Source organism: Methylobacterium sp. J-030, assembly GCF_022829545.1.
In the GTDB taxonomy this organism is placed as follows: domain Bacteria; phylum Pseudomonadota; class Alphaproteobacteria; order Rhizobiales; family Beijerinckiaceae; genus Methylobacterium.
Window position 1 is genome coordinate 1 of the sequence record NZ_JAKSYM010000353.1, and the last position, 17,065, is coordinate 17,065.

Sequence of the window (17,065 nt, forward strand, 5' to 3'; positions counted from 1 at the left end):
ACGGCCCCGGAGCGGCGTTCCGGGATTGTCTGGGGCGTATCGGGCCGTATCCCGAGCGGAGACTTACGGCAGATGCGGTGAACACACTGCCTCCCCCCTCGGCGGGAGACAGTGGCCCGCGCAGCGGGTCGGGATGGGGTAGCGACGGTGCAAGTGTGGGCGGCGGCCTTCATGAATCTCGCACCAAATCCGGAAGCCGGGTTCCCCTCACCCGCCGCCTACTGACGCAGGAGCCACCCTCCCCCACAGAGGGGGGAGGGAGCGATGCGGAGACGACCGCCCCCAACGGCTGGTCCTGGGGCCGCCTGCACCACGCTGTGTTCGCCCATCCCCTCACCGGCCTGAGGCCCGACCGCGCCTGGGATGTCGGCCCGTTCCCCGTGGGCGGCTCCGCGGCATCGGTCATGCACGCGGAGTACCGGACCGATACGTTCCGGCTCACCCACGGCGCCTCGTTCCGCATGATCGTGGACGTGGGCGACTGGGACCGCTCGGTCTTCGTCAACGTGCCGGGCCAGTCCGGTGACCCGGGCAGCCCGCACTACGCCGACCTCGCCCCGGTCTGGGGCCGCCAGGACCATGTGCCGATGCTCTACGGCCGCGCGGCCGTCGACGCCGCCACCGAGACGATCATCGCGTTGACCCCCGCCTGACCGGGCGGCCGGGACGGAGTGGGACTGAAACCTTGAAGATCTTCATCGCCGGCCTCGCCACCGAGACCAACACCTTCGCGCCGCTGCCCACGGGTCGCGCGGCCTTCCATGCCGATTATGCCCGACGGGACGGCACCCGGAATTCGCCGAGCCTCAGCAATATCGGCCTGAAGGCCTGGCGCGAACGCGCCGAGGCCGACGGCCACGCGGTTGTCGAGAGCCTCTCGACCTTCGCGCAGCCCGGCGGGATCACCCTGCGGGCCGTCTACGAGGAGCTGCGCGACGCCCTGCTGGAGGATCTGACGGCGGCCCTGCCGGTCGACGCGGTGCTGCTGTTCATGCACGGCGCCATGGTGGCCGAGGGCTACGACGATTGCGAGGGCGACACCCTGGAGCGGGTCCGCGCGATCGTCGGGCCGGACGCGACGATCGGCGTCGAGCTCGACCTGCACTGCCATCTCACCGAGACGATGCGGCGGAGCGCCGACGTCATCGTGATCTACAAGGAATACCCCCACACCGACATCGTCGACCGCGCCCGCGACCTCTATCCGCTGGTGATCCGGACCGTCTCAAAGGAAATCCGGCCGGTCATGGCCTATGCCGATTGCCGGATCGTCAACATGTGGCGCACCAGCCGCGAGCCGGTCGCGGGCTTCGTGCGCCGGATGGAATCGCTGGAGGGGAAGGACGGCATCCTGTCGGTCTCGTTCGGGCACGGCTTCCCCTGGGGCGACGTGGCCGATGTCGGCGCCAAGATGCTCGTCGTCGCCGATGGCGATGCCGGCAAGGCCCAGGCGCTCGCCGACGAACTCGCCGGCGCCGTCTGGGCGATGCGTGAGGAAGCGGCGAGCCGCTGCGATACGATCGATGCCGCCATCGATGCGGCGCTGGCCTCCGACGACCCACGCCCGATGGTGCTCGCCGACTTCGCCGACAATGCCGGCGCGGGCGCCCCGTCGGACAACACCGCGATCCTCGCCCGCCTCGCCGAGCGCGGCATCCGGGACGTCGCCCTCGGCCTGATCTGGGATCCCGGCGCGGTCGGGATCTGCCACGAGGCCGGGCTCGGAGCGCGCTTCACGCTCCGGATCGGCGGCAAATGCGGCGTCACCTCGGGCGATCCCGTGGACCTGCGCGTCACCGTGCGCGGCCTCTCGGCGGACCACAGCCAGACGGGCCTCAGCGGCGGCCGGGCACAGCTCGGCCCCGCCGCCTGGGTCGAGGCGGACGGGATCCACGTCGTGCTGACCCACCGGCGCCAGCAGGCCTTCGCGCCGGACGCCTTCACGGGGCTCGGGCTCACCCTCGACGACAAGCGGATCGTCGTGGTGAAGTCGATGCAGCACTTCTACGCCGCCTTCGCGCCCGTCGCGAGCGAGGTCCGCTACGTGGCGGCGCCCGGCGCGGTCCCGCCGGATTACGGTGCCATCCCCTACACCAAGCGCTCGGGCCTCTACTGGCCGCGGGTCGCCGATCCGTTCGCCGATCCCTGCGCCGACCCTTGCGCCGAAGAGGCCGCCCGATGATCCCGGACCTGGACTTCGAAACGGACAAGATTCTCGCGACGCTGCGCCCCTGGGTCGAGTGCGAGAGCCCGACCTACGATGCGGCCGCGGTCAACCGGATGATGGGCGTAGCCGCCCGGGACCTCGCCCTCCTGGGGGCGCAGGTCGAGACCATCCCCGGGCGGATGGGCCTGAGCGACTGCGTCCGTGCGCGCTTCGCGCATCCGCGTCGCGATGAACCGGGGATCCTGATCCTCGGCCATCTCGACACCGTCCACCCGGTGGGGACGCTCAGCGCCCTGCCCTGGCGGATCGAGGGCGAGCGCGCCTACGGGCCAGGCATCCTCGACATGAAGGGCGGCAACGTGATCGCGCTGGCGGCGATCCGTGCGCTCGCGGCGGCCGGCATCGAGACGCCGCTGCCGGTCACCGTGCTGTTCACCGGCGACGAGGAGGTCGGCAGCCCCTCGACCCGCGACCTGATCGAGGCCGAGGCCGCCCGCCACGCCTTCGTGCTGGTGCCGGAGCCCGGCCAGCCGGAGAACGGCGTGGTCACCGGCCGCTACGCCATCGCGCGGTTCGATCTGGAGGCGACCGGCCGCCCGAGCCATGCCGGCTCCGCCCCGCATGAGGGGCGTTCGGCGATCCGCGCCATGGCGCGCATGATCCTCGCCATCGACGCCCTATCGGATGCCGACTGCACCTTCTCCACCGGCATCGTCTCCGGTGGCCAATGGGTCAATTGTGTGCCGACGGTCTGCCGCGGGCAGGCGCTCAGCATGGCCAAGCGCCAGGCCGACCTCGACCGCGGCGTCGCGCGGATGCTGGCCCTTTCGGGCGAGGAGGACGGCGTCCGCTCCACCGTGACCCGGGGCGTGACCCGGCCGGTCTGGGAGCCGGACGCCGGCTGCATGGCCCTGTACGCCCGGGCGCGCGCGCTGAGTGAGGCGCTCGGCCACCCCCTGCCGCACCGCAGTGCCGGCGGCGGCTCGGACGGCAACTTCACGGGCGCCAACGGCATCCCGACGCTGGACGGCCTCGGCCCCCTCGGTCAGGGCTACCACACCCTGGAGGAGCACGTGCTGATCGAGACGCTGCCCCGGCGGGCGCGGCTGTTCGCGGCACTGCTGGCGACTCTCGGGGCGGCGATGTAGACCCGACGGGCCGCCCGGCTCGGAGGTGACGACGCCCGGCGATGGACATGCGTCATCCTCCCCGTTCGCCTTTCGGCGCGGGGGCATGGCCCAAGAGACGACACGAGAGACGACATGAGGGACGCGGGACCCCGCGGGAACCCAGGTGTCGGCCAAGTGACGCGCGGGATCCGATCCCCGCGGCGCCCCGCGGCACCGCCCGCCCGCAGACCCGCCCGGTCAGCCACCGGGCGGGCCCCCGCGGGACGCTGCAGGACCACCCCGCGGGACAGCCCGGCAGCGCCGCGGACAGGTGGCGGCGAATGAGTACGAAAGAGGACCATTTTCAAGGCCGGGCGGGCGATCGGGCGGCCGGTTCCCTCTCCCCCTCTGCCGGGGAGGGAGGGCGCGTGGTCGCCTCGAATGGCCGTCCCGCTCAACCGACCGGTGAGGCCCGGCTCGTCCGAGGACCCGATGAAACCGCTGGGGCGGAGCCTTTTGGAAACCCGGGTCACGAGACATTCAGACCGGATCGACCGGCATCTCCGGTACCCCGCCCGCCTCGATCGCCGCCCCGGCGGCGAGGCACAGGTCTTCGCGATAGCGAGCCGCCACGAGCTGCACGCCCACGGGCGTGCGCCCGACGAGGCCCGTGGTCACCGTCAGCCCGGGGATCCCGAGGGGCGCCAGCCCGACCTGAAGCAGGTTCGCCTCGAAGGCCCGGGCGATGCCGGCCTCCGTCCGGTCGAGCCCGTCCGGGAACGGCAGCTCGGCCGAGACCGGCACGAGCAGCACCGGATTCTCGGTCAGGAATTGCGACCATTCCCGGGTCAGGGTGGCCCGCCGCGTCAGCGCCTGTGCGATCGCGTCCGGCGCCATCGCCTCGGCCCGCTTCCGAAAACTTTCCAGGAGATCGATCGCCGCCGGGTCGCCCTCGCGCTCCGCCGCGTCTCGGACGGCCGCGTAACCGTCGCCCAGCCAGAGCTGGAGCTGGAGTTCGCTCGCCTCGCGGATCGGGGGCGTGTCGGCGATTTCCCTCACGCTCCAGCCGGCCTCCGACAGCCGGCGGGCCGAGTCCCGCAGGGCGGCCTCGACCTCCGGTCCGGTGGCGAGGCCGCCCGGCCGCACGCACAGGGCGACCCGGCGCGGGACATCCGGACCGTCGAGCGGCGCCGGCACCCACCAGGGGTCGCGCGGATCGGGGGCCGCCATGGATTCCAGGGCGAGGCGCAGATCCGCGATGCTGCGGGCGAGCGGCCCCGACACAGCCATGAGCTGCGGCCCGATCCCGCGTTCCGGTGAGGAGGGGTTCCAGGCCGGGATGCGGCCGAGGCTCGGGCGCAGGCCGTGCACGCCGCAGGCATAGGCCGGGTAGCGCACCGAGCCGGCGATGTCGGTGCCGTGGGCGATCGCCCCGATCCCGGCCGCCACCGCGGCGCCGGCCCCGCCCGACGAGCCCCCCGGCGTCAGCGCCGGATCGCGCGGGTTCTTCGTGGCGCCGTGGAGCTGGTTGGTGGTGAACCAGCGCAACGAGAAGGCCGGCGTGTTGGTCCGCCCGAGCAAAACCGCTCCGGCCCGGCGGAGATTGGCGACCACGGGATTATCGTCCCGGGCGACGAGGTCGCGCTGGAGCCGCAGCCCGTTGGTGGTCGCGTGATCGCGCTGGTCGGCGTTCACCTTCACGGTCACCGGCACGCCCGCCAGCGGCCCCAGGGTCTCGCCCCGGCCGCGGGCGGCATCGACGGCGTCCGCCTGCGCCAGCACCTCCTCCGGGCGATGCTCGACCACGGCGTTGATCCGGCCGTTCACCGCGTCGAGCCGGTCCAGCGCCGCCTGGGCGACCTCCCGGGCCGAGACCCGGCCGCTTCGAATCAGGTCCGCGAGGTCGGTCGCCGTCAGACGCCAGAGTTGCATGATGGATCCTTTCGAGCGCCCCGCCGGGGCCGGGTCCGCCCGGCGATTCGCGCCATCGGACGGGGTGGTAGCAGTGCATTCAATATGCAGGCCATCCGCCGCTTTTTTGCGCATCGCAGGATCGTCAGCCAGGTCAACGATTTGCCGCGGCGCAGCAGAAATACCTAAGCATTCATCCGTATCCAGCCCTTGCCAGTGTAAATCCGATCGATAACCTGTCGTTGTTCGGACGTTCGACCGGCCGATTTACGAGGGAGGGACGATCTCCTCAGTCCACGGCAAGCAACCTCTCACACAGGAAAAGACCCATGGCAGAGGTGATTCGCGTCAAGCCGACGCATGATGGCACGTACACCGTGTATCGCGGAACTCTGGCGGTGATCTGCGGCCTGACCCGGCTCCAGGCCGAGCGCTACGAGGCCAGCCTGAACCGGCAGCAGCGCCCGGCCGCCGCCTGATCGGATCAGGCGACATCGACGGGGCCGAGGTCGCACATCGTGCCCTCGGCGCCCAGTCCGCGTCGCCGAGCGCTGAGCGCGTAGCCGTGCTCCGCCCGGGCGACCTCGTAGAGGATGTAGGAAGCCCGGCGCGTGGCGATCACCCCGTGCCCATCCGCCCTGGCCGAGGCCGAGGAGACGCCGACGACCGGCACGCCGCGCCCGTCGGGTCCCGGGATGCGGACGCTGCTGATCACGTGGTTATGGCCGTGCAGGATCAGGTCCGCGCCCGCGCGCCCGATCATCGCCGTGAATTCTGCCGCGTCGGTCAGCTCGCGCCCCGGGGCCGCGCCGCCCGGCTGCGGCGGGTGATGGATCAGCACCACCCGGAACGGCCGCCCCGGCTCGGTGGCCAGCGCCTGCAGCAGGGCTTCGGCCCCGGCCAGTTGCGGCGCGCCGAGGCGGCCCGTGGCCACGAAGGGTTTCGTCGGGATCGCGCTCGACAGGCCGACGAGGGCGAGCGGCCCGCGCCGCCGCAGATAGGGGAAGCGCCCGACCGATCCCGAATCGTCGCCCGTGTAGGCGCCGCAGGCGTCGAGCAGCCCCTCCAGGGAGCCGCGGACATAGGCATCGTGATTGCCCGGCACGAAGCTCACCGCCTCCGGTGAGCCCAGGGCCTCCAGGAAGGTGCGTGCGGTGGCCCACTCGCTGGGGAGCCCGATGTTGCACAGGTCGCCCGTGCAGGCGACGTGTCCGGCCCCCTGCCCTTTCAGGTCGGCCACCAGGGCCTCCAGCACGGTCATGTCGTGGCTGCGCGACCGGCCGCGCCGCCAGTTGGCGTAGCCGGTCGCCCGCTTGCCGATGAGCTGATGCAGGCGCACCCGGCCGAGCGGGCCGACATGCGGGTCGCTGAGATGGGCGAGGCGGAAGGTCAACGCCGGGAATCACGCGCGGGACGGCCAGGACAAGGCCGGGAACGGCCTTCGCATCGCGGGCGCGGGCCCCGCCGTCAAGCACTTCCGATCAGCATGCCCACGATCAGCACCAGCGCACCGCCGAGCATCACCTGCAGGGCGGCCCGCCAGAACGGCGTCGCCATGAAGCGCGTGCGGACCGCCGCGATGACGGCGAGTTCGACCACGACGACCAGCACGGCGAGGCTCGTGGCGAGCCAGAACGGGTTCGGCCAGCCGGCGGGCAGCGTGTCGGGAATCGCGTAAGGTAGCGTGTGGCCGAGGCCGCCCAGCGTCGTCATCACGCCGCAGACGAGGCCCCGGATCCAGGGATCGCCGCGACCGGTGACGCTGCCGTCGTCCGACAGGGCCTCGGTGAACCCCATGCTGATCCCCGCCCCGACCGAGGCCGCGAGGCCCACCAGGAAGGTCGCGCCGTTGTGGCCCGTCGCGAAGGCCGCCGCGAAGATCGGCGCGAGCGTCGAGACCGAGCCGTCGATCAGGCCGGCGAGGCCGGGCTGCACATAGCGCAGGACGAAGGCGCGGCGGGCCTCCGCGGCCGGCGCGGCGGTGACCTCGAGGACGGCTGCCATCTCTATTCTCCTTTCTAGATCGATTCCAATCTATAGTCTGGAATAGATCTAAACAAGGCGTCCCGCCGTGTTTTCGCCGCGCCGCGGGAGCATCCGCGTCGCCCCGGGCCGGCGGCGGCGGCGGTGCGTCGAGCGCGCAGGTTGTGATCCGGTCCGATTGTCTCGTCTCATGCGCGGGGGCTAGAGCATGTGCGATCGATGTCGATCCGGAACTGATCGGGTGGCCCGGCCATCCCAGGCGTGACATGAGCCTCGGCAAGCGTTTTCTTCGTCGGCCCGCCGTGCAGCGTCTGCTGGGCCGTCTCGCGGCGGACTACCTGCGGCTGGTGCGGCGGACCAACCGCTTCGCGGTCTACGCCGGCAGCGCGTCGCCCGGACGGGCCGATGCCTGGATCGACGCCTGCACGCCGATGATCGCCGGCATGTGGCACGGCCAGCACATCATGATGCCGCTGCTGCGCCGCCGGACCGATCGGGTCGCCACGATCATCTCGCGGAACGCGGACGGCAACATCAACACCATCGCGCTGGAACGGCTCGGGGTGCGGGTGATCCGGGCCTCGGGGGCCCGCGGCAGGACCCGGGCGACGGATGTCCGCGCCAAGGGTGGGGCCGAGGGCCTGCGGGCGATGCTGCGGGCGCTTAAGGACGGCGAATCCGTGGCCTTCAGCGCGGACGTGCCAAAGGTCTCGCGGCGGTGCGACGCCGGGATCCTGACGCTGGCCCGCCTCTCGGGCCGGCCGATCGTGCCGGCGGCCGTGGTGACGAGCCGGCACCTGCGCTTCACGTCCTGGGACCGCGCCTGCCTCGGCCTGCCGTTCGGGCGCGGCGCGATCGTGCTGGGCGATCCGATCTACGTTCCGCGCGACAGTGCGGGCGAAGCGTTCGAGACGCTCCGGCGCTTCGTCGAGGCCGAGATGAACCGGGTCCATGCCCGCGCCTACGCCCTGGTCGGGCGCGCCGACCGGGCGGCGCTCTACCGCGATGCGCCGCCGGTCGACGCCGCCGCGCCGGTGGGAGACGCCGCGTGAGGCGTCCCGCCCTGACCCTGCCGCTGCAGGTCTACCGGGCCGGCCTGTGGATCGGCGAGCCGGCGCTGTCCGGGCTCCTCGCGTGGCGGGCGCAGCGCGGCAAGGAGGACCCGCGGCGCTTGCCCGAGCGGCGCGGCCTGCCGGGGCGGGCCCGCCCGGTCGGCCCCCTGGTGTGGATGCACGGCGCCAGCGTCGGCGAGGTCCTGTCGCTGATCGGGCTGGTGGAGGGCATGATCGCCCGCGGCTTCTCCGTGCTGGTGACCACGGGCACGCGCGCGGCCGCCGACCTGATCGGCGCCCGCCTGCCGGCCGGCGCCGTCCATCAGTACATGCCCCTCGATGCGCCGCGCTGGATGGCGCGGTTCCTCGACCATTGGCAGCCGAACCTCGCGGTCGTCGCCGAGTCGGAGATCTGGCCCAACACGATCCTGGCGCTCGACGCGCGGGAGATCCCGCTGATCCTCGTCAACGGGCGCATGTCGGAGCGCTCGTTCCGCGGCTGGGACCGCTGCCCGCGCACCGCCAGGGCGCTGCTGTCGCGGATCGCGATCTGCCTCAGCCAGACCCAGGAGGACGGGGCGCGCTTCGCCAAGCTCGGCGCGCCGCGGGTCAGTATTTCCGGCAATCTGAAATTCGATGCGCCGGTGCCGCCGGCCGATCCGCAGCAGCTCGCCTATCTGGGCACCATGGTGGCCGGCCGGCCGATCTGGATCGCGGCCAGCACCCATCCGGGTGAGGAATCCGTGATCGCCTACGCGCACGCGCTGCTGAAGGAGCGGTTCCCGCAGCTCCTCACGCTCATCGCCCCGCGCCATCCGGCCCGAGGCGCCGAGGTCGTCGAGTGCGCGTCCACCCTGGGCCTGCGCAGCGCCCGGCGCTCCGCCGGCGGGAGGCCTCACCCGTCCGTCGACGTCTACGTCGCCGACACGATTGGCGAGCTGGGCCTGTTCTACCGCCTCGCCCCCCTGGGGTTCCTCGGCGGCTCCCTGGTGCCGCGGGGCGGCCAGAACCCGATCGAGCCGGTGCGCCTCGATACGGCGGTGCTGCACGGGCCGCACACCGGGAATTTCGGCGCGGTCTATCAAGCGCTCGACCGCGCCGGCGGTGCCGTGCCGGTCCAGGATGGGGTCGAGCTGGCGGCGATCGTGGGGGAACTCCTCGGCGACCGGGCCCGGCTCGCCGTGATGGCGCAGGCGGGGCAGAACGCCCTGCGCCCCTTCGAGGGGGCGGTGGCCCGCACCCTCGCGGTGCTGGATCCGTTCGTTGCGCAGATGAAGCTGCAACGCCTCGAGCGCGGCGGCCGCGCGCGTCCGCTCGCGCGGGCCTGATGCGGCCTCCGGGATTCTGGGCGTCCGGACCGGATCACCCGCTGGCGCGCGTCCTGTCGCCCGCGGGGGCGGCCTACGGGGCGCTGGTGGCCCGGCGCATGGACCGGGCGGGGGTGCGGGCGGGCTGTCCGGTCGTATGCCTGGGCAACTTCACCCTGGGCGGGGCGGGCAAGACGCCCGCGGCGCTCATCGTCGCGGCGCTGCTCGGTGAACTCGGGCGCGTCCCGGCCTTCCTGACCCGCGGCTACGGCGGACGGGAGGCCGGTCCGGTGCGGGTCGAGCCTGAGCGGCATGACGCCACGGCGGTCGGCGACGAGCCGCTGCTGCTCGCCCGCCGGGCGCCCACCATCGTGTCGCGCGATCGGCCGGCGGGGGCCGCCCTGTGCCGGCGGCTCGGCGCGGACGTGATCGTGATGGATGACGGGCTGCAGAATCCATCGCTCACGAAGGATCTCGGTCTCGCGGTCGTCGACGCGCCCGTCGGCGTGGGCAACGGCCTGCCCTTCCCGGCGGGACCGCTGCGGGCGCCGCTCGCCCGGCAATGGCCGCATGTCGGCGGCCTGATCGTGATCGGCACCGGTGCGCCGGGCGACGACGTCGCCCGGGCGGCCGGGACCCGGGGCCTGCCGGTCCACCGGGCGCGCCTTGTTCCCGAGTCGGACGAGTGGGCGGGCCGGCGCTGCCTCGCCTTCGCGGGGATCGGGCGCCCGGAAAAATTTTTTGCCACTTTGGCCGGGGCCGGTGCGGTGATCGCCGCGCGGCGCCCCTTCCCGGATCACCATGCGTATCAGAATGGCGAACTAGCCGCCCTCGCCGAGGAGGCGAAACGCCTCGATGCCACGCTCGTCACGACCGCGAAGGACGCGGTGCGCCTGCCGGCAGCCTTCGCGGCCCGGGTGCGGGTGCTGCGCGTGCGCCTCGTGTTCGACGACCCGGAGGCCCTGCGCCGCCAGCTCCGACGGGCGCTCGACGCCGCGCCCTGACGTCAGGGCCGGCCGGTCTCCTGCAGCCGCTTCAGGATCGCCTCGGGGGAGGCATAGGCCTCCTGGCGCAGCGCGCTCCAATAGCGCAGCGCGTCGAGGGGAATCGGCTCGCCGGTCACCGCGCAGCGCACGAAGCTGCCGGGCTTGACCACCCGCATCGTGCCGTCGCCGTACTCGACCACCGCCTCGCCGTTGTTCGCACGCTCGTAACGACCCAGCACGTCCGCCTCCTGCTCGATGCGCCGTTCTACACGATCGGCGCGGCCGGTGATCCCCCCGGGACATCAAGCCAGCATGGACCGGGTTTCATCGTGCGCCAGGAGGGACCGGGCCGCGTCGGCGTCGATATGCATCCGTTCGACCAGCGCGTCGGCGCTGGCGAACCGCGCCTCGCCGCGGATGTAGCCGACGAACTCCACGGCGATCTCCTGTCCGTAGAGATCGCCCGAGAAGTCGAACAGGTAGGTCTCCAGGAGCGGCGCCCCGTCGTCGAAGGTCGGGCGGCGGCCGTAGCTGGCGACGCCGTCGCGGAACGCGCCCGAGGCGAGGCGCACCCGCACCGCGTAGATCCCGTGCGCGAGGTCGCACTCGGGCAGCGTCAGGTTAGCGGTGGGGAAGCCGAGCGTCCGGCCGCGCTTGTCGCCGTGGCGGACGGCGCCCAGCACGAACCAGCGGTAGCCCAGCAGGGCGTTGGCCCGGGCGACGTCCCCCGCGGCGAGCGCCGCGCGGATCGCGCTCGACGAGACCGGCTCGGCCTCGTCGCCGTGGGCGACCGGCGCCACGATCCGGCAGCTCAGGCCCGCCTCCCGGCACAGATCGGCCAGGATCGCGGGTGTGCCTTCGCGGCCACGGCCGAAATGAAAATCGTGGCCGACCACCACGCCGGACAGGCCGAGCGAGCCCTTCAGGAACGCGATCACGAAGGCGCGCGCCCCGGTGGCGGCGAGCGCGCCGTCGAACCGGCGCACGATCAGACCGTCGAGACCCAGCCGCGCGAACACGATCTCCTTGGCGGCGAGGCCGGTGAGGCGGAACATCGGCGCGTCGGGGGTGAAATACGCGCGCGGATGCGGCTCGAAGGTCAGCACCACGGCGGGCCGGCCGGCGTCCCGGGCCGCCGCCCGCACGCTCTCGACGAGCACGCGGTGGCCGAGATGGACGCCGTCGAAATTGCCGATCGCCGCCACGGCCCCCGACAGGGCCGGCGGCACCGGCGCGTCAGGGCGGCAGATGGTGAAGGACCGCGCCGCCGTGTCGTCGCCTGAGGCCATAGTGTCGGGGTCGGGTGCTCGGAAAGTCGGGTTCGGATCGCATGCCATGCCCGTTGGGGCCCGACGCGACCGGACCCTGCCGAAAGGCGCCCGGGGGGTCAAGCGAGGGGTGGGTGCTGCGGCGCAACACTCGCCCGGCCATGCGCTGTCGACGCCGATTAACGGCTTCGCAATGCGCAAGCCCTATTTAAAATCACGTGCGGCGCAGCTAACTTGCAGCCTTAGCGACGCGTTAATCTTTCCGGGAGCCGCCGCGGCTTCCCGCCGGGCAATACGGAGTAGTGGTTCGATGGCTCTCGACTTGAGCATGCCGATCCTCGTTGTCGACGATTACCAGACGATGGTCCGCATTATTCGCAATCTTCTGAAGCAGCTCGGCTTCGAGGAGGTCGATGATGCGTCCGACGGTACGGAAGCACTGGCGCGTCTCAAGGACCGCAAGTACGGACTGGTGATCTCGGATTGGAACATGGAGCCGATGACGGGGTACGAGCTGCTCCGGCACGTGCGGGCCGACGAAAATCTTCGGACGACGCCGTTCATCATGGTGACCGCCGAATCGAAGACCGAGAACGTCATCGCCGCCAAGAAGGCCGGCGTGAACAACTACATCGTCAAGCCGTTCAACGCCGCGACGCTGAAATCGAAGATCGAAGCCGTGTGCGGCAGCTGATTTGGGATCGATGAAACGCTCCCCGCGCCGTCCGGCCGCCTCGCCGATGCTTCGGAAGACGCCCGGCCGCGGCGGGGGAAGTCCGGACGGAGGCCGATCTCAGGAGAACAGCATGTCGTTAGCCGTCCCCCGGCACTCCGAAGTGCGGCTCCGGGAGCCCCAGGCCGTCATCGCCGAGCTGAGCGAGATCGCCGAATACATCACCCATCTCCGCGAGGAGATCGGGGCGCTGCGCGCGAACGAGATGAGTCGCGACCGGATCCCCATGGCGCATGAGGAGCTTGGCAGCGTCGTCGCGGCGACGGCCGGCGCCACCAACACGATCATGGAGGCGGCCGAAGCCATGCTCGGCCTGCCGGATGGGCCGGGCTACCGCGAGGCGGTCGAGGAGCGCATCAACACGATCTTCGAGGCCTGCGCGTTCCAGGACATCACCGGGCAGCGGATCGCCAAGGTGGTCGAATCGCTGCGGCTGTTCGAGCAGCGTCTGGCCCGATTCGTGGGCGCCGTGAAGGCACGCGACACTGCCTCCATCGACCCGACCGAGCGCGCCCGCCGGTCCCGTGCGGAGGATCTGATGCTGAACGGTCCGCAGGCTGATGCGGCGGTTCCGTCCCAGGACGATATCGACGCGCTGTTCGGCTGACGCGAATCGGTTCGGACGCCCGGGGTTGCGGCGCGAGCGCGCCCGGCCGAATTCCGCGACAGAGGCTGCGTCGAAGCGAGGACTGAGAGCCGGGTTTCCCAAGGGCTCGCCGTTTGGCGGGGTTTCAGGGCGGAGCCCTGAAGCTTCTTTCCAGGGCTCCGCCCTGGACCCGCGAAAGGTCTCGTCCTCTCGAAACCACGACTCGATCCATCCGTGCGGCGCAAAACACCTTGTGCTCCGGTCGAACGGGCCCTTAGAGCGTCCCGGTGACCCGTCGCCGCTTGGCGGCAGAGGGAGATTCCCGCAGGCATGGCGGCGCGGTTCTGGTCCGACTTCACGACCGATGAGCTGAGACAGCGCGACATGCGGCGCGCCATCGCGGTGCTGCCGGTGGCCGCCACCGAGCAGCACGGGCCGCACCTGCCGCTTGCCACCGACACCATCATCGCGGAGGGCTACCTCGCCGCCATGCGCGAGCGGATCCCGGCGGATCTCGACGTGCTGATCCTGCCCGTGCAGGCGATCGGCAAGTCCGACGAGCACGACGCCTTTCCGGGCACGCTCTCGCTGGAGACCGGGACGGCGCTCGCCGCCTGGACGGGAATCGGCGCCGCCCTTCACCGGGCCGGCTGCCGCAAGCTCGTGATCGTCACGAGCCACGGGGGCAACAGCGCGCTCATCGATCTCGTGGCGGCCGAGCTGCGCGCGCGGCACGGCATGGTGGCGGTGACCACCGCCTGGGCGCGGTTCGGCTATCCGGAAACCCTGTTCCCGACCGACGAGATCGCCCACGGCATCCATGCCGGCGGCGTCGAGACCGCGCTGATGCTGGCCCTGCGGCCGGACCTGGTGCGGACCGACCGGATCGCCGATTTCCCGCCGCGGACGCGCGCGATGGTCCGCGACTTCACCCATCTGCGCGCCGGCCGGCCCGCCGCCTTCGCCTGGAAGGCCGGGGATCTCCACCCCTCCGGCGCCATCGGCGACGCGCGGCTCGGCACCGCGGAGGCCGGGCACGCGGCCCTCGCCCACGGGGCGCAGGCCTTCGCGGCGCTGCTGCGCGACGTGGACGGCTTCGAGCTCGACGGGACCGGCCCGACGTAACCGCCGTGCCCGCAGGGCGAAGAGTTCGGTGCGCCGGATCGATCCGCCGGCACGCAGGAATCCTCGCCATGCGCCCTGTCGTCTCGGTCGCCCTCGCCCTCCTCGGTGCCGCCCTCGGCCCGGCCGCCGCGGCGGAACGCCCCGTCGTCGTCGAGCTGTTCACCTCGCAGAGCTGCTCCTCCTGCCCGCCCGCGGAAGCGGTGATCGGCCGCCTCGCGCATCAGGGCGGTGAGGTCCTGCCGCTCGCGTTCCACGTCACCTACTGGAACCACCTCAACTGGCGCGACCCCTACGCCCTGACGGCGGCGACCGCCCGGCAGGACGCCTATGCGGCCCGGCTCGGCGGCCCCAGCTACACGCCGCAGGCCGTGATCGACGGGACGGTCGGCCTCGTCGGATCCGACGAGGCGGCGGTGCGCGCCGCGGTCGCGCGGGCCCGGGCGGCCGGACCCGGCATCCCGGTGGCGCTGGCCCGCCAGGGCGACCGGCTCGAAGTGCGGGTCGGCGCCGGGGCCGGGGCCGCGCAGGTCCTGCTGGTCGGGTTCGATCCGAGCCACACCACCCGGGTGCTGCGCGGCGAGAATGCCGGGCGCACCCTCGAACAGGCCAACGTCGTCCGCTCGATCCACGATCTCGGCCGCTGGTCGGGGAGCGCCGCGACCTTCGCGGCCGCGCGTCCCGAGGGCGACACGGCGGCGGTTCTGCTCCAGGCGGCGGATGGGCGCATCCTCGGCGCGGCCCGGCTGGGTCCGAACGGGGCGCGGGAGGCGCTGCGATGATCCTCGCCGCGCCGTCCGGTCTCGCCGCGTGCGGCTGGTCGCTGGCGCCGGGCGCCGAGGCCGGGCAAGATGCGGCGCGAGCCGGGGGGCGGAGCGGCGGCGGAACCCGGATGGTGCTCGAACAGGAACTGGCGGGTCTGATGGCGGCGGCGCAACGCGGCGACGCGGCCGCCTATCGCGCGCTGCTGACGGCCTGCCTGCCCGTGGTCTCGGCGATCGCCCGGGCGCAGGGCGTGCGCGGCGAGGCGGTGGACGACGTCGTGCAGGACACGCTGATGACCGTCCACCGGGCGCGGGCGAGCTACGATCCCGCCCGTCCGTTCATGCCCTGGCTGCGGGCCATCACCCAGCGGCGGGCGATCGACCGCCTGCGCCGGGCGGGGCGGCGCCCCCGGGAGGTCAGCGATCCCCTCGCCTACGAGGCCGAAATCGATCCCGGCCCCGCCCCCGGACAGGGCCTTGAGGCGCGGGACCGTGCAGCGGCGCTCGCCCGCGCGGTGGCGTCCCTCCCCGAGGGGCAGCGGCAGGCGGTGGAGCATCTCGGCCTGCGCGAGCTGTCGCTCGACGAGGCGGCGGCGCTCACGGGCCGCAGCAAGGGAGCCCTGAAGGTGAATCTGCATCGGGCGCTGAAGGCGCTCCGGACCAGCCTGACGCGGGAGGCGGAGTGATGGCCGAGCGCGCCGGCTTCGAAGCCTCCCGTCACGACCGGCTCGTCGAGGCGCTGGCCGGTGGGCTGGAACCAGTCCGGCCGCTGCCTGCGCCGGGGATCCGCGCGGCCCTGTGGCTCGGCGTGGCAATGCTGGCCGGGCTGCTCCTGGTGGCCGAGGCCGGCCTGACGGGCTTCATGCTGCGCATGCAGGTGCCGGATCTCGCCCTGGCGGCGGTCGGCGCCGTCCTCACGGCGATCACGGCGGCCTATGCGGCTTTCGCCACGAGCGTGCCGGGTCGCTCCGGCCGCTGGGCGCTGCTGCCGCTGCCGCCGCTGGCCCTCTGGATCGGCGCCAGCGGGCTGGGCTGCCTGCGCGACTGGATCGCCCCCGGCACCGACATCCCGGGGGTCCATACGGCCACGGGCTGCTTCAGCTTCCTGCTCTGCGTCTCGGTGCCGCTGTCGGCGCTGATCGTCGTGATGCTGCGCCGCGCCTGCCCGCTCCGGCCGAACCTGACGGCGGCGCTCGGCGGCCTCGCGGTATCGGCGGCGGCGGCGGCTCTGCTGATGCCGGTCCACCCGCACGACGCCACCGCGACGGACCTCCTCATGCATGCCGCGGCGGTCGCCATCGTGATCGCGGTGAACGGTCTGGCGGGGGGACGGCTGCTCGCTCCGTCGGCCCGCGCGGCGCGAAACGCCTCGGAACCGGTCTGACCCGAGGTCCCGGGTTTTCCAAAGGGCGAGCCCTTAGGTGGGTTGTCAGGGCAAGGCCCTGACGGATTCCAAGGCTCAGCCCTGGACCCGCGAAAGGGCTCGCCCTTTGGAAAACCCGGACGTGTCGCGCCGTCTTCAGCCGGCCTGCGGATCGAGCACCGGCCAGTCCACGATCCGGTCCGGATACTCCTCCTCCGAGAACTCCTCCTCGTTGCCGGCGAGCCGGCCGCGCACCGAGATGCCGGCCTCGTGGACGCTCGAGGCCCTACCTGAGACCAGGGGATGCCAGGGATAGAGCGGCTCGCCGTCCCGCACGAGGCGGTAGGCGCAGGTCTGCGGCAGCCACGCGATCGTCCGCACCGCCTCGGGCGTCAGCCGGACGCAATCGGGCACCCGCTTCTGGCGGCGGGCGTAGTCGCGGCACCGGCAGGTGAGGCCGTCGAGCAACGTGCAGCCGATATCGGTGTGGTGGACCTCGCCGGTATCCTCGTCCTCGAGCTTCAGCAGGCAGCACCGGCCGCAGCCGTCGCACAGGCTCTCCCACTCTGCGGCGGTCATGGCTTCAAGCGTCTTGGTCCGCCAGAACGGCTCGGCCGCCCCGCGGCGCTCCGCCTCGGGCTTGGGCATCGATGAGGTCTCTCGATCGGGAAGGCACCTCTCTGCCCGAGCCGCGCCCGCGGAGCAAGCGTCGCC

General features: G+C 72.5%; 18 protein-coding genes and 1 pseudogene. 13 read left to right on the plus strand and 6 right to left on the minus strand.

Features of this window, described 5'->3' with window-relative positions:
- Window positions 1-155: 155 nt before the first annotated feature.
- The 3 genes from MKK75_RS28105 to MKK75_RS28115 are packed head-to-tail and all read left to right on the plus strand — an operon-like array spanning window position 156 to window position 3,315.
- On the plus strand, window positions 156-653 hold the full coding sequence (locus tag MKK75_RS28105; protein ID WP_313901898.1) for a penicillin acylase family protein: 498 nt from the start codon (window positions 156-158) through the stop codon (window positions 651-653).
- Between the two features lie 32 nt (window positions 654-685).
- Window positions 686-2,182: a M81 family metallopeptidase gene (locus MKK75_RS28110; protein ID WP_244045778.1), complete on the plus strand. Its 1,497-nt coding sequence runs from the start codon at window positions 686-688 to the stop codon at window positions 2,180-2,182.
- Entirely contained in the window at window positions 2,179-3,315 is a 1,137-nt protein-coding gene (locus tag MKK75_RS28115) for a M20/M25/M40 family metallo-hydrolase (RefSeq protein ID WP_244045779.1), read from the plus strand. The genes MKK75_RS28110 and MKK75_RS28115 overlap by 4 nt, the downstream gene beginning before the upstream one ends.
- A gap of 501 nt (window positions 3,316-3,816) precedes the next feature.
- Here the strand turns inward: MKK75_RS28115 and MKK75_RS28120 are convergent.
- Entirely contained in the window at window positions 3,817-5,208 is a 1,392-nt protein-coding gene (locus MKK75_RS28120; protein ID WP_244045780.1) for an amidase family protein, read from the minus strand.
- 308 nt (window positions 5,209-5,516) lie between these two features.
- On the opposite strand from MKK75_RS28120, the gene MKK75_RS28125 reads away from it, so the two are divergent.
- Complete coding sequence (locus MKK75_RS28125) at window positions 5,517-5,666, plus strand: hypothetical protein (RefSeq protein ID WP_244045781.1); 150 nt, start codon at window positions 5,517-5,519, stop codon at window positions 5,664-5,666.
- 5 nt (window positions 5,667-5,671) lie between these two features.
- On the opposite strand, the gene MKK75_RS28130 is transcribed toward MKK75_RS28125, so the two are convergent.
- On the minus strand, window positions 5,672-6,580 hold the full coding sequence (locus MKK75_RS28130) for a metallophosphoesterase family protein (RefSeq protein WP_244045782.1): 909 nt from the start codon (window positions 6,578-6,580) through the stop codon (window positions 5,672-5,674).
- A 74-nt stretch (window positions 6,581-6,654) separates the two neighbouring features.
- A pseudogene (locus tag MKK75_RS28135) lies at window positions 6,655-7,146 on the minus strand (VIT1/CCC1 transporter family protein); the annotation flags it as partial.
- A 290-nt stretch (window positions 7,147-7,436) separates the two neighbouring features.
- Between MKK75_RS28135 and MKK75_RS28140 the strand changes: the two are divergent.
- From MKK75_RS28140 to lpxK, 3 genes are read left to right on the plus strand one after another with little or no spacing between them, the layout of a single operon-like run.
- On the plus strand, window positions 7,437-8,222 hold the full coding sequence (locus tag MKK75_RS28140) for a lysophospholipid acyltransferase family protein (RefSeq protein WP_244045783.1): 786 nt from the start codon (window positions 7,437-7,439) through the stop codon (window positions 8,220-8,222).
- On the plus strand, window positions 8,219-9,550 hold the full coding sequence (locus tag MKK75_RS28145; protein WP_244045784.1) for a 3-deoxy-D-manno-octulosonic acid transferase: 1,332 nt from the start codon (window positions 8,219-8,221) through the stop codon (window positions 9,548-9,550). Before MKK75_RS28140 ends, MKK75_RS28145 begins: the two co-directional genes overlap by 4 nt.
- Complete coding sequence (gene lpxK, locus MKK75_RS28150) at window positions 9,550-10,533, plus strand: tetraacyldisaccharide 4'-kinase (protein ID WP_244045785.1); 984 nt, start codon at window positions 9,550-9,552, stop codon at window positions 10,531-10,533. Before MKK75_RS28145 ends, lpxK begins: the two co-directional genes overlap by 1 nt.
- 2 nt (window positions 10,534-10,535) lie before the next feature.
- On the opposite strand, the gene MKK75_RS28155 is transcribed toward lpxK, so the two are convergent.
- Window positions 10,536-10,754, minus strand: coding sequence for a DUF2093 domain-containing protein (locus MKK75_RS28155; RefSeq protein WP_244045786.1), 219 nt, complete (start codon window positions 10,752-10,754; stop codon window positions 10,536-10,538).
- Between the two features lie 63 nt (window positions 10,755-10,817).
- Complete coding sequence (locus MKK75_RS28160; protein WP_244045787.1) at window positions 10,818-11,804, minus strand: bifunctional riboflavin kinase/FAD synthetase; 987 nt, start codon at window positions 11,802-11,804, stop codon at window positions 10,818-10,820.
- A gap of 289 nt (window positions 11,805-12,093) precedes the next feature.
- On the opposite strand from MKK75_RS28160, the gene MKK75_RS28165 reads away from it, so the two are divergent.
- The 6 genes from MKK75_RS28165 (at window position 12,094) to MKK75_RS28190 (ending at window position 16,372) form a co-directional block, all read left to right on the plus strand.
- A complete protein-coding gene (locus MKK75_RS28165; RefSeq protein WP_091719055.1) occupies window positions 12,094-12,477 on the plus strand; it encodes a response regulator in 384 nt (127 codons plus the stop codon).
- 112 nt (window positions 12,478-12,589) lie between these two features.
- Window positions 12,590-13,123, plus strand: a complete 534-nt coding sequence (locus MKK75_RS28170; RefSeq protein ID WP_244045788.1) for a protein phosphatase CheZ — start codon at window positions 12,590-12,592, stop codon at window positions 13,121-13,123.
- Window positions 13,124-13,432: 309 nt separating this feature from the next.
- Window positions 13,433-14,227, plus strand: coding sequence for a creatininase family protein (locus MKK75_RS28175; protein WP_244045789.1), 795 nt, complete (start codon window positions 13,433-13,435; stop codon window positions 14,225-14,227).
- Between the two features lie 68 nt (window positions 14,228-14,295).
- Window positions 14,296-15,006 carry a DUF1223 domain-containing protein gene (locus MKK75_RS28180; RefSeq protein WP_244045790.1) on the plus strand — a complete coding sequence of 237 codons (711 nt, stop codon included), beginning with the start codon at window positions 14,296-14,298 and terminating at the stop codon, window positions 15,004-15,006.
- A 110-nt stretch (window positions 15,007-15,116) separates the two neighbouring features.
- Entirely contained in the window at window positions 15,117-15,674 is a 558-nt protein-coding gene (locus MKK75_RS28185; protein ID WP_244045825.1) for an RNA polymerase sigma factor, read from the plus strand.
- Window positions 15,674-16,372: an NrsF family protein gene (locus MKK75_RS28190; protein ID WP_244045791.1), complete on the plus strand. Its 699-nt coding sequence runs from the start codon at window positions 15,674-15,676 to the stop codon at window positions 16,370-16,372. The genes MKK75_RS28185 and MKK75_RS28190 overlap by 1 nt, the downstream gene beginning before the upstream one ends.
- Before the next feature lie 135 nt (window positions 16,373-16,507).
- Here MKK75_RS28190 and MKK75_RS28195 read toward each other — a convergent pair whose 3' ends face one another.
- The gene (locus MKK75_RS28195) at window positions 16,508-16,999 is read right to left on the minus strand and encodes a YcgN family cysteine cluster protein (protein WP_244045792.1); all 492 of its coding nucleotides are present in this window, start codon (window positions 16,997-16,999) and stop codon (window positions 16,508-16,510) included.
- Between the last annotated feature and the right edge of the window lie 66 nt (window positions 17,000-17,065).